This window comes from Pseudomonas sp. HUK17 (assembly GCF_001566765.1).
The window spans coordinates 1-12759 of record NZ_LSMW01000002.1 but is presented as its reverse complement, the minus strand read 5'-3'; the positions used below and the strand labels follow the sequence as shown (position 1 = coordinate 12759).

Here is a 12759-nt window from a genome sequence, read left to right as displayed (position 1 = left end):
CATCGCGACTTCACGAACTACAGGAACAGGATAAGAACATGTCAGCCACTTCTTTCGGTGCATCCTCGGCGAATGTCAGCCTGGGACGCGTTGCCCGCTATCTGCGCACGGAGTCTGGTGCTGCGGTGCTGCTGGTGATCGTAACGGTCGTGGCGCTGGCGTGGGCGAACTCGCCGCTATCCGATGCCTATTTCGAGTTGTGGCATCTGGACGTCGGGTTTGACTTCGGGCCGCTGGGCCTGCACATGGACCTGCATCACTGGGTCAACGACGGCCTGATGGTCGTCTTCTTCTTCCTGATCGGCCTGGAGGTGCGTCAGGAGTTCGCCCACGGATCGCTCCGGGATCGCAGCCGTGCCGGTCTCGCCCTGATCGCGGGGGTCGCGGGTGTTGTGCTTCCCGCTCTGGTGTACGTCCTGCTCGTGGGGCTGGCCGGAGGTCAGGGCCTGCACGGGTGGGGTGCGGTGGTCGGCACCGATACGGCGTTCATGCTGGGCACCCTGGCGATCGTCGGTCCGCGGCTGTCCGGTCAATTGCGTGTGTTCCTGCTCACCCTGACCGTGGTCGATGACTTCCTCGCCGTGTCCATCATCGGCATCGTCTATAGCGAGGAGATCTGGATCGTCCCGTTGTTGATCGCCCTCGCCAGTCTCGTTGCGCTGTGGTGGCTAGGGCGCACCCGTCAGTGGCGGGCAATGCCGTATGTGCTGATCGTGATCGTGCTGTGGCTCGCAACCCTGTATTCCGGCATCCATGCCTCTCTCGCCGGGATGGCCGCGGGGCTGCTGATCCCCGCCTATGCGACGCAACGTCACGGGGTCGTTGCGGCAAGACAACTGTTCCGCGACTTCTGGCAGTCGCCGAGTGCCGCATCGGCCCGCGCGGTGGACTGCGGGCTGTCCCGAGGTATCTCGGTGAACGAGCGATTGCACGAGTTCCTGCGGCTGCCGACGGCGCTGCTGATCGTGCCGATCTTCGCCTTGGCGAACGCCGGGGTGGACGTGCGTGGCGGGCTGCTCGCCGAGGCCTTTGGCTCGCCAGTCACGTGGGGCGTCATCGCAGGGCTCGTGCTCGGTAAGCTCTTGGGCATCGGGCTCACCACGCTCGTCGCCGTCCGTCTCGGCCTGGGCCGGCTGCCCGAGGGCGTCGGGGTGGGGAGCGTGTTCGGTGGGGCGGCGCTGTCCGGGATCGGCTTCACCGTGTCGCTGCTGATCATCGGGCTCGCGTTCGGCACGACCTCCGACCTGGGCCGCCAGGCGACGGTCGGCGTGCTCGTGTCGATGGTGTTCGCCACGTTGCTCGGGTGGCTGATCTTCAAGGTCGCCGCCCAGCGGTGGGGTGAGAAGACCGCTGACCTGCCGATGGTGCTTGAGCCGCCGGTCGATCCGGAGATCGATCACATCCGCGGGCCGGAGGACGCCCAGCTCACACTCGTCGAGTACGTGGACTTCGAGTGCGCGTACTGTGCGCACGCCACCGGTTCGTGGGACGATCTTCGCGCCCACTTCGGTGACGACCTGCGGTATGTGGTGCGCCATCTGCCGCACCACCCGCACGGGCCGATTGCCGCGAGGGCGTCCGAGGCAGCGGCGAACCAGGGGATGTTCTGGCCGTGGCTGGACTTCGTGTTCACCCGTCAGCATGCGCTGGAGCGCGAGCATCTGATCGGCTACGCCGCCGAGCTTGGGCTCGACGTCGAACGGTTCATCGCGGATCTCGACAGCACCGCGGTGATCGAGCGTGTCGAGCGCGACCTCGCCAGTGCGGTCGCCAGCGGTGCGCACGCCACGCCGACGTTCTTCGTCGAGGGTCGTCGTCTGCGCGGCAGCTACGACGCCCGCACTGTCACCGCAGCGCTCGAAGCCAGCCGCCGCGGCATCCGAACTCAGGAAGTCCCGTCCTTAGCGGGACGAACTACAGGATAAAAACTTGCCAAACAATTCTTTCGGTGAATCCTCTTGTACCGCTGCGGCCAGCGGCATGGTGGAAGTGCGAGGTGCGCGCGAGAACAACCTCAAGGAGGTGGACGTCTCCATCCCGCGTAACGCGCTGGTGGTGTTCTCGGGTGTCTCCGGCTCCGGCAAGTCCTCGCTGGCCTTCGGCACCATCTATGCCGAGGCCCAGCGACGCTACTTCGAGTCGGTGGCCCCCTATGCGCGGCGACTGATCGAACAGGCCGGCGTGCCGGACGTCGATGCGATCGACGGCCTGCCGCCGGCGGTGGCGCTGCAGCAGCAGCGGGGCTCCAGCAACGCGCGTTCCTCCGTGGGCAGTGTGACCACCTTGTCCAGCCTGGTGCGGATGATGTATTCGCGCGCCGGCGCCTATCCGGCCAACCAGCCGATGCTGTACGCCGAGGATTTTTCGCCCAACACGCCGCAGGGAGCGTGCCCGACCTGCCACGGCCTGGGCCATGTGTACGAGGTGACCGAGGCCATCATGGTGCCCGATCCCTCCCTGAGCATCCGCGAGCGGGCGATCGCCTCCTGGCCCCCCCCTCCTGGCAAGGCCAGAACCTGCGCGACATCCTGGTCAGCATGGGCTACGACGTTAACCGACCGTGGAAGGACCGCGACTGGATTCTGTTCACCGAGGAAACACCGACGGTGCCGGTGTACGCGGGCTTCACGCCGGCCGAAACCCGCGCCGCGTTCAAGCGCAAGATGGAGCCGAGCTACATGGGCACCTTCACCGGCGCCCGGCGGTATGTGCTGCACACCTTTGCCAATACCCAGAGCGCGCTGATGAGAAAGCGCGTGTCCCGGTTCATGGAGGGCAAACCGTGCCCCACCTGCCACGGCAAGCGGCTCAAGTCCGAGGCGCTGTCGGTCACCTTCGCCGGCGTGGACATCGGCGCGTTCATGCAGATGCCGCTGGACCAGTTGGCGGCTTTGCTCGAACCCATCGCCCAGGGCGATTTCCGCGCCCATGCAGCGGGGGCGGCTACGGACAAGGAAGCGACCCGACGCGACCGTGCCGAACGCGCCGTCCATGCGGTATCGCCGGACGTGCGCCGCACCTCCGCACTGTCGGAAGAAAAACGCCTCGCCGCGCAGCGCCTGGCCGGTGGCGTGATGGCGCGCCTGCGTCAACTGCGTGGGCTGGGCCTGGGTTACCTGACGCTGGACCGGGCCACGCCGACGCTGTCGGCCGGCGAGTTGCAGCGCCTGCGGCTGGCCACGCAATTGAGTTCCCTGCTGTTCGGTGTCGTGTACGTGCTCGACGAGCCCTCGGCGGGCCTGCACCCCTCCGACAGCCAGGCCCTATACGACGCGCTCGACCGGCTGCGCGATGCCGGCAACTCGGTATTCGTGGTCGAGCACGACTTGGACCTGATGCGCCGCGCGGAATGGCTGGTGGATGTCGGGCCGGATGCCGGAGAGCGTGGCGGCCGCGTGCTCTACAGCGAGGAGCCGGGTGGCCTGAGCAAGATTGCCGAATCGCGCACCGCCCGCTATCTGTTCGAGGAGATCCCCGCGCCGGGAAGCCGGGCACGCGAAGCGACCGGCTGGCTGGAGCTGCAGGACATTCACCGCCACAACCTGCATGGCGTGAATGCGCGCATTCCGCTCGGCGTGCTGACGGCCGTCACCGGTATCTCCGGCTCCGGCAAGTCCAGCCTCGTCGCGCAGGCCCTGCCGGAGCTGGTGCTGCTGCACCTGGGCCATGAGCCGGAAGACGATGTAGCCGAAAGCGCCACCAGCGAAGGGCCGGCGGTGATCGAAGCGACTGGCGGTCATCTGGCGGGCGATGTGGACGCCATACAGCGCCTGGTGCAGGTGGACCAGAAGCCGATCGGGCGCACGCCGCGCTCGAACCTGGCTACCTACACCGGCCTGTTTGACCACGTGCGCAAGCTGTTCGCCGCCACGCCCGACGCTCGCCGCCGCCGCTATGACGCCGGCCGTTTCTCGTTCAACGTCGCCAAGGGGCGCTGCGAGACCTGCGAGGGCGAGGGCTTCGTCAGCGTGGAACTGCTGTTCATGCCCAGCGTGTACGCGCCGTGCCCGACGTGCCATGGCGCACGCTACAACGAGGCCACGCTGAAGGTGCAATGGAACGGGCGCAACATCGCCGAGGTGCTGCAGATGACCGTGGACGAAGCCAGCGAATTCTTCGCGGGTGAAGACGCTGTGGCAAGGCCACTGCAACTGCTGCGCGATATCGGACTGGGCTACCTGCGCCTGGGGCAACCGGCCACCGAGCTTTCCGGTGGCGAGGCGCATCGTATCAAGCTGGCGACCGAGCTTCAGCGCAGCCAGCGCGGCCGAAGCCTGTACGTGCTCGACGAGCCGACTACCGGGCTGCATGCGTCGGACGCCGACCGCTGTTGGTGCAGTTGCAGCGCCTGGTCGATGCCGGCAATACCGTAGTGATGATCGAACACGATATGCGCGCGGTGGCCCAGGCTGATTGGGTGATCGACGTGGGGCCTGGTGCAGGCGCTGCCGGCGGCAGCATCGTGGTGGCGGGCTCCCCTCAGCAGGTGGCCCGAACGTCTGGCAGCAGAACCGCTCCGTTCCTTGCACAGGAGTTGGCGCGGGCCGAGTAGCTCAGTTCGCCAAATGTTGCCAATTTTCGCGGGGCATTGATCGTCGCCACACGACGGTGGCGATCAATGCCCGAATCGCGTCATCCTTCCTGAGTCAGAGCAAGATAGGGGTTGTTGGGCGGTATTTCGGCGAGTGCCAAGGACCCATCTTCGAGAAGGTAGCCATGCAGTCGGCGGGACTTCCTCGGGCCCGTGACTTCACAGGTCCAAATGTTCAGGCCATTGGGCTGCTTTCGATGTAGCTGCAGCTTCTCGAAGCGCTTCTGCACCCACTGCCAATCCTGTTGATTCTCCTGCTTGGCGAGTGCGGCCACTTCGGGATGCTCCTGCGCATAGCGTTGGAACACACCCGGGCTGACTAGGTAGGCCGTGTCATTCACCGTATGCACGAGTGCCTTCGCGTCGTTGATGATGAGCCGTCGTGAGGCGATTCCCTGCTTCAGCCAAACCATGAACTGTTCCCCGGATGGCTTCGTTGCCGATGGCCCAGGCGTAGGCGCGGGTGCAGGTGCAGGCGATGGAATGGACGTCGCGGCTGTTGCTGGCGCGGGGGTGTGGAGGAACTCCTCGGCATCCTGGCCAACGCCGGCCGACTCACCCAAGCCCACCATCGCGAGCAAATCCTCCATGACGTCGGGCTCGGGCTGGGCTGCGGGCGGTGAAACGATGGTGGTGCTGTCGCCCTCCCAAATCGGAGGCTCTTGACCTCCCTGCGCTGGGTTCACCGAGACGGAGGCGCGGGAGCCGACATGCTGGCGTCGTTTTCCGCGGGCGTCGCGTCGATCTCTACCGTCCCCGCGAAAGGTGCTGGTCGCTCGCCAGACTCCCAGATCAGCGCGGGAGCGAGACGCAACAGGGTGAACGAATGGGACCAGCCGGTCGTGCTGGTCACGTTCGCGCGCCAGACCGCTTTGCCGTCCGAGGTGGGCTGGAGCATGCCGTGGTCTTGCAGCACGTTGAACACGGCGGTGTTGTTCGCAGGAATGCCATCGATCCCCTGAGACAGGAGGTGTGCGCGCAGTTTGTCCGAAACCGTCTTGCTCACCAGCCACAAACTATCCTCGGTGAGCCAGCCATCGGAGGCTTCCGGCTGGTTCAGCTTCAACTGTTCCTTGAGCAGGTAGCACAACCCGTCCAGCAGCTTGCGTTGCAGTGCATGCTTGGGCGCGGCCATGGCGCGCGCCGGATCGCCGCCCAGCTCCTGGGCCACCGACGCCCGGTCTGCTTGCACGACGAGTTCCCCCAGTACACCGGCATGTTCGTACTGACCGGCCAGCACATAGAGCAGCGGTGCCCAGAGAGCCGGATAGTCGCTGAGCCAGTCCAGGACGTGACGGTCGAGCAGTTGACGATAGAGCAAGCCTGTTGCGGCGCTGTGCAGGCGGTATTCGCGGTCGTCACGGTAGCGAAATCGGTACGCCTGGTGCAGCGGGCCATGCCACGGATGCCAGTACTGCCGTCGGCCAGTTCGACGTGTAGATCGACGGCGATCTTGCCAATATCGTGGAGCAGCGCAGCATAGGCAACGGCGGCGGTCCAGGCTTCGGACTGCGCCGCCTGGTCTTCGGGACTGGCACCGATGGGCAGCAGATTGTCCTTGGGCGCATTGGTGGCCATTGGATTGTGGCTGCTCAATCCTCTGTTTCAGGTATTGGCCCGAGCCAAAGCGCGCGAGGTCATGACTGCCGCTGCGTTGCTGATTGTGTTGGGTGTCGCGCTGCTGATGGAAATCGGCGGCCTTTCAATGGCGATGGGGGCTTTCGTTGCTGGTGTGCTGCTGTCGGAATCCACCTTCCGCCACCAGTTGGAGGCCGACATAGGGCCATTTTGCGGCCTGCTGCTGGGGCTGTTTTTCCTCGGCGTCGGTATGTCGTTGGATCTGCAGGTGGTGGACAAGGCCTGGATGCTCATCGCCTCTGGTGTGCTTGCGCTGATGACGGTCAAGGCGCTGTGCATTTATGGGGTCGCGCGCCGACCTCGCGAAAAGCAGCCATAGCGACGCACTGGATCGCGCCGTGCTTATGGCGCAGGGGGGCGAATTTGCTTTTGTGCTGTTTGCCGAAGCGCTCAAATTCAGGGTCATCAGTCCTGAAGTCAGCGCCAATATGACGGCTATTGTGGTGCTCTCCATGGCCATTACGCCGGTGACTGTATTGCTGTACAAACGCTTTGCGCGCGTGCAGACCGTTTCCATGGACGGTGTGGAAGCCGCACACAACCTGCAAGGCAATGTACTCATCATCGGTTTTGGCCGAGTGGGGCAGATTGCCTGCCAGGCACCGCTCGCCCAGGGAGCGAAAATTTCCATCATTGATATAAATCCGGAGGTCATCCGCGCCGTGACACCCTATGGATTCAAGGTCTATTACGGCGATGGTGCCCGCCATGAAATATTGCACGCTGCTGGTGCCCATCACGCCCGCGCCATCATTATTTGTGTGGATGATAAGAAAGCCGCGACACGCATTGTCGAAAGTACTCGGCACTACTGCCCGCAGGTGAAATTGGTGGTGCGCGCTTTTGACCGCGAACATGCGCTGGAATTGGTCAAACACGATGCCGACTACATAGTGCGGGAAACCTTTGAGGCCGCCCTGCTGCTCGGTGGTCAGGCCGTGCTGACTCTGGGTGCGTCTGAGCACGAAGCCGACGCAGTGATCGAGGAAGTGCGCAAACGCGACGCCGAACGTTTTGCCTTGGAAACAGCAGGCGGCCTGTTTGCCGGGCGAGCGCTGGTACTGGGGAATATTGAACGCATTGATCCGCCGAACCATGAAGCGCGGGATGCTCAGTGAGCATCAATCACAGGATCGGTTCACCTGCGCTCCAGAGCAGAAAACTGGCTACTCAGCCACGTGTGAAGCTGAGAAACCGCAGGGCTGATCTGCTTGCGATGCGGGCACACCAGACTCAACGGTGACGCTTCGCCAGGATAATCCGGCAGCAGCACAAGCAGACGCTCTGCGGCGATATCTGCACTGACATCCAGCCAGGATTTGTAGGCGATACCTTCACCCTCCAATGACCAGCGCCGCACGACATCGGCGTCATCGCTGAACAACGGTCCCGAAACCTGCACGGTTTGCCCGCCCAGGTTCCACTTGTCGTAGACCCGGCTATTTTGCAGATAGAGCAGGCAGGCATGCTTGCTCAAGTCATCCGGTGTTTGGGGAGAACCGCAGCGTTGCACATACTCCGGCGAGGCAACCAGCACCCGCTGGTTCCGAGGTGCAAGCGGCAGTGCCACGTAGTTGGCGTCTTCATTTGGACCGTAGCAAATCGCCACGTCCACCGGGTCGCGAAACAGATTGGCCATCTGGTCCGACAGGAAAAAACGCAACGTCAATTCAGGATGCTGACGGCGGAACAGCGTCAGCCACGGCAGCAGTATGTTGCGCCCCAGATCGGACGGCGCTGTCACTTGCAGCACGCCCCGCAGCGTGGCGTTCTCACCCCGCAGGTTTTCCTTGCCTTGCTGCAGGGTCTCTAGCACTGAGTGGGCGGTGGGCAGATATTGCTCGCCCTCGGCAGTCAATCGCAGGCTGCGCGTCGTACGGGCGAATAGGCGCACGTCCAGTTCGCGCTCCAGACGTTTGATGGCGGCTGCGACCTGACCAGGCAGCAGATCAGCCTCCAGCGCCGCTGCGGTGAAACTGCCCAGCGCGGCGCTGCGGATGAATAAACCAAGATCATCGATGCGGATCATTTTCACTCCTGAAGTGAAAGTGTTGGCGCATTCTGCTTGTTTTTCTTTGTCCATGGGAAGTCGAAGATTGCCGCAAGTGAATGCATCAACCCTTCGACAGCGAGTCTCCATGAAAGCCATCAGCTTTACCCAGCACGCTTTGCCCATCGACAATCCACAAGCATTGATCGACATCAGTCTCCCGCGGCCCACGCCTGGCCCTCGGGATCTGCTGGTCGAAGTTCGCGCGGTATCAGTGAATCCGGTGGATACCAAGGTGCGCGCCGGAACTTTCACAAAAGAACCGAAAATCCTCGGCTGGGACGCCACAGGCATTGTCCGCGAGGTCGGCGCTGAAGTGACGCTGTTTCAGCCGGGCGATGAAGTGTTCTATGCCGGCTCGATTGCCCGCACCGGCAGCTACAGCGAATTCCATTTGGTCGATGAGCGGATCGTCGGGCACAAGCCTCATTCATTGAGTGCCGCCGATGCGGCAGCGTTGCCATTGACCTCGATCACGGCCTGGGAATTGTTGTTTGACCGGCTCGGTGTCGTCGAGGGTACGGGGGAGGGCAAGTGCCTGTTGATCACTGGAGCGGCTGGCGGCGTCGGTTCGATGCTGGTGCAACTGGCCCGAAAGTTGACCCGCCTTACCGTCATTGGTACCGCCTCACGCCAGGAAACCGCTGATTGGGTGCGGCAGTTGGGCGCGCATCACGTGATCGATCACAGCCAGCCACTGCTCGCACAGTTGCAAGCGCTCGGTGTGCCGGAGATCGACTATGTCGCCAGCCTAACCCACACCGAACAACACTTTGCACAACTGATCGACGTGCTCAAGCCACAGGGGCGTCTGGGTGTGATTGACGATCCCGAAACCCTCGATGTGATGCCGCTCAAGCGCAAGTCGCTGTCATTGCATTGGGAGCTGATGTTCACCCGCTCGCTGTACGAAACCCCGGACATGATTAATCAGCATCACCTGCTCAATCGGGTCAGCGCTCTGATTGACCAAGGTGTTCTGCAAACTACCGTGGGCGAGCACTTTGGTGCGATCAATGCGGCAAACATGCGTCGTGCCCATGCGCTGATCGAGAGCGGCAAGGCCCGGGGCAAGATCGTTCTCGAAGGTTTCTGATTTCACTCATCAGACGGGCTCGCCTGCGGGCCCGTTGAACCGCCTGCGGCATCACTTGCCGTTTTTTATGTTGGAGAGTTGACGATGAATACGTCCAGTAACAAGTTGGTATCAATTGCCGTGCTCAAGGCCAAGGCAGGCAAAGAACAGGCATTGAAAGAAGAATTGCTGACGCTGATAGAGCCGACCCGCGCAGAGCCGGGCAATCTCGATTATGTGTTGTTCGAGCAGCGTGACGAGCAGGGCACTTTCTACATGCGCGAGGCTTTCAGGGATCAGGCGGCGCTGGATGCGCATTTTTCGATGCCTTACTTTCAGCGCTTTGCCGCCACGGCAGATGATCTGCTGCAAGAGCCGTTGCAACTGATATTCCTTGAACAGGTATCGGCCTGATCATTCAGCCTATTGAGCCGCACCACCTCGGCCGGGCTTGGACGCGGCCGGCGGATCAATTTGCTCCAGGACGCGCCTTTACTCCGAATTGCGCAACGATGTGAGTGCCCAGTTCCTCAATGACGTCCGCCGCAGGGCGCTTTCCGTACTTGAGATTGAGGATAACGTGGTCCACCCCGATTTCCTCAAGCGACTCCAGCAAAGCCCGGAGGTGGTCGCGTCCGAGCCTGAACCCCAAATGAATGGGAGTGGGCGGCGTGGACGGGTTCTCACTGAGGTCGATGTAAAGCGACTGAGTGAAGGGCTTATAGACGGAACCACATTGCTTCATGACCTCCATCCGCCAATCTTCCACGATCAGTCGCTGCATTTTCGGCGCGCGTGGATAGTTGATCCATCCGGCGCTTTCGCGCGCGATCCAATCCAGTGACTGGCGGCTATGTCCGGTCACGAGCATCGGAATCACTTGGGTTGTGGGTTTCGGAATGAGGTCTGCGCCGCGCAGCTTACCACCGCTCCAGCGGATGGGTTCGAAGCTGGTGCTGTAGGCTCGGCGAATCACCTCGTAGTGCTCTCGAAAGACTTCTCCGCGCCTTTCGGGATCGACGTCAAAGGCTGAAAACTCCACTGGGCGATCGCCGGAGGCTACGCCCAGAATCAAGCGACCTGCGCTCAACTGATCGACGCTGGCTGACGCCTTGGCCGTGTGCAGAGGATGGTGTAAAGGGATGGCAATGGATGCGCTGCCAAGCGCTATCTCTGACGTATGAGCCGCCATATAGCCCAGGTAAACCCAGGGATCGAAGACTTGGCCGACATCGCCGAAATTAGGGTCCCGAAGAGGCACGTCGCGAAACCAAAGCGCGGAGAAGCCCAGCTCCTCTGCTCGTTTGGCCAATGCGACCTGGTTGCGCATGCTCGGAATGTCCCCACCGAAGGCCTCCAAAGGGAAGAACAATCCCAGGCTCAAATGACCCGGAGTGAAGGTTCGGCTGAACCCTCGATGCTGCTGATAAGGAATCGTGCTCGGCAGATACATTCTAATCTTCCTCAATGGGAGAACCACGCAATAGAAGTGCAACGAGCTGCTGCGAACCATTGCGAACTCGATCGTAAAGCCTGCCCGATTGTAGACCTGCAAGCAGGTTTCTCAGCCATACTGGTCGCCGGAAACGGGCATCAAACTCGTCTGCGATGGGATGTAGGTTCAATTCCCAAACCCTGAATCGAACCCGTGTCCGCACGGTAGTTCAAACGGTGGGCTCGGCGGCTGCGTCATTGTCGGCGGCGGGGTCGGTGAGCCGCGGAATCGTCAGTGCACAGCGTTGCTCAATCAAGGTATTGATTTACTCAACCACGACATTGCCAGCAAAACTTGCCAGCAAAACTTTGTCCGGGGTCAAGCTGGAGCTTGCGCGCCGTGGCGGGCAGTAGTTTTGTCAGGTCCAAATGCGCCGTTTGGCCTGCGTCAGTTTCTCGGCGGTCTCCAGCCGTGTATACACCAAACGCCTCTGGTCATCCACCGCGTCGCAACTCTCTGACACCCCGGCCCAGCTTGCGGCGCAACAGGGCCCGCAGGCTCACCCCATCCGAGTACCCGACCTGTGCGGCGACTTGGTCGACGCTCGCGTTTCCGGTGCGCAAGAGATGGACGGCATGCTCCACGCGCAGGTCCTGGAAATACGACAACGGTGTCTTGCCCAAAACGCTTTGCAGCCGCCGCGCCAAGGTGCGCTCGCTTGTGCCCGCGGCGCTGGCCGCCTCGGCCAGCGAGAACCCCTTCGCGAGCTGACTTCTGGCCCAGCACTCGAAGCGCTCCACCATCGGGTCGGCATGCGCAAGGTGGTCGGGAATAACGAACTCGGCTTGCGAACTGCGTGCCTCGACCAGCAGATAGCGTGCCACCAGGGCCGCCAGCGCCGGACTGCGCTCCCGGATGATGCGCAAGGCCAGGTCGACGTGGGCCAAAGCGGCACCAGCGGTGGTGAAGCGTGTCGAGTTCACGATCATGCGTGACTCTTCCAGCTTGACGTTCGGATAGCGCTGCCGAAACATCGGCCCCAGCCACCATGACGTCGTCGCACGATGCCCATCAAGCAGGCCGCTCTCTGCAATCAAGAAGCTACCGGAGCAAGCGGCACCTAGGTGCGCGCCAGCGGTGGACCACTGCTGTAGCGCCGCGACCGCGTCGGGCACATCGGGGCGTGTGAGCCGAGCCGAGAGCGTGTCAGGCATCTTGTCGCCAAACGCGGGCACGAGCACGACGTCTGGTTCCGGCACACTACGCGCAGGGACCACGGGGACCGTCAAGCCTTGCGCAGTTCGGATGCGACGCCGCACGCCCACCAGCGTGAGCTCTATGTGCGCGGGAGCCTGTGGCAGCGAGCCCGCCATCGCATTGGCCAAGCCCACTGTGTCGGTGAGCGCCGCAAGCCCCAGATCAAACACGCCATCACAAACAAGGATGTGGAGTTTCATGGCAACAATGATATCAATGTTGTCATTATTGTCTATAGAGATGGCTGTCATGACGACTTAGACTGCAGGCTCGTTGATCCATTCACCTAACCCATTTACCCAAAGGATTACAGTATGACCAAGCTCGCCCTGTTTGTTCGCCTCGAAGCCAAACCCGGCCAGGAGGCTGCGCTTGCCGACTTCCTGGCCAGCGCACTGCCGCTCGCCAACGCCGAGTCCGGCACCACTGCCTGGTTCGCATTGAAGTTTGGCCCTTCGACGTTCGGTGTGTTCGATGCCTTTGCCGATGAGGCAGGTCGCCAAGCACATCTGAACGGCCAGATCGCCGCGGCCTTGATGGCCAACGCCGCGACCTTGCTCAGTTCTCCGCCCAATATCGAGAAGGTCGAACTGCTTGCAGCCAAACTGCCTGCATGACAACCCGGCCTTGACCCAATCAGGTCACGCTGCAGGATGGGGGTCACACGGCCCTACGCAGCGATCCCCCCCCCCCGATTGCACTTGCCCAGGGAG

General features: G+C 62.4%; 7 protein-coding genes and 3 pseudogenes. 6 read left to right on the top strand and 4 right to left on the bottom strand.

The window, feature by feature from the left end:
* Positions 1-38 precede the first annotated feature (38 nt).
* Both nhaA and AX284_RS01075 read left to right on the top strand, forming a co-directional pair.
* Positions 39-1925 (top strand): Na+/H+ antiporter NhaA, encoded by a 1887-nt coding sequence (nhaA, locus tag AX284_RS01080; RefSeq protein ID WP_068383101.1) that lies wholly within the window; start codon positions 39-41, stop codon positions 1923-1925.
* Positions 1926-1929: 4 nt separating this feature from the next.
* Positions 1930-4552: pseudogene (locus AX284_RS01075) on the top strand (excinuclease ABC subunit A).
* An 80-nt stretch (positions 4553-4632) separates the two neighbouring features.
* On the opposite strand, the pseudogene mobH reads toward AX284_RS01075, so the two are convergent.
* Positions 4633-6151: pseudogene (gene mobH / locus AX284_RS01070) on the bottom strand (MobH family relaxase); the annotation flags it as partial.
* Between mobH and AX284_RS01065 the strand changes: the two are divergent.
* Positions 6144-7347: pseudogene (locus AX284_RS01065) on the top strand (cation:proton antiporter domain-containing protein); the annotation flags it as partial. The pseudogenes mobH and AX284_RS01065 overlap by 8 nt on opposite strands.
* A gap of 20 nt (positions 7348-7367) precedes the next feature.
* Here the strand turns inward: AX284_RS01065 and AX284_RS01060 are convergent.
* Entirely contained in the window at positions 7368-8258 is an 891-nt protein-coding gene (locus AX284_RS01060; protein WP_068383099.1) for a LysR family transcriptional regulator, read from the bottom strand.
* A gap of 109 nt (positions 8259-8367) precedes the next feature.
* Between AX284_RS01060 and AX284_RS01055 the strand changes: the two genes are divergently transcribed.
* Positions 8368-9375, top strand: coding sequence for a zinc-binding alcohol dehydrogenase family protein (locus AX284_RS01055; RefSeq protein ID WP_068383097.1), 1008 nt, complete (start codon positions 8368-8370; stop codon positions 9373-9375).
* Positions 9376-9459: 84 nt separating this feature from the next.
* Positions 9460-9768: a putative quinol monooxygenase gene (locus tag AX284_RS01050; RefSeq protein WP_068383095.1), complete on the top strand. Its 309-nt coding sequence runs from the start codon at positions 9460-9462 to the stop codon at positions 9766-9768.
* A gap of 55 nt (positions 9769-9823) precedes the next feature.
* On the opposite strand, the gene AX284_RS01045 is transcribed toward AX284_RS01050, so the two are convergent.
* Positions 9824-10807, bottom strand: coding sequence for an LLM class oxidoreductase (locus tag AX284_RS01045; RefSeq protein WP_068383093.1), 984 nt, complete (start codon positions 10805-10807; stop codon positions 9824-9826).
* Between the two features lie 476 nt (positions 10808-11283).
* Positions 11284-11592 carry a helix-turn-helix domain-containing protein gene (locus AX284_RS12200; protein WP_371106407.1) on the bottom strand — a complete coding sequence of 103 codons (309 nt, stop codon included), beginning with the start codon at positions 11590-11592 and terminating at the stop codon, positions 11284-11286.
* Positions 11593-12360: 768 nt separating this feature from the next.
* Here AX284_RS12200 and AX284_RS01035 point away from each other — a divergent pair.
* The gene (locus AX284_RS01035; RefSeq protein ID WP_007182542.1) at positions 12361-12663 is read left to right on the top strand and encodes a putative quinol monooxygenase; all 303 of its coding nucleotides are present in this window, start codon (positions 12361-12363) and stop codon (positions 12661-12663) included.
* The last annotated feature ends 96 nt before the right edge of the window (positions 12664-12759 follow it).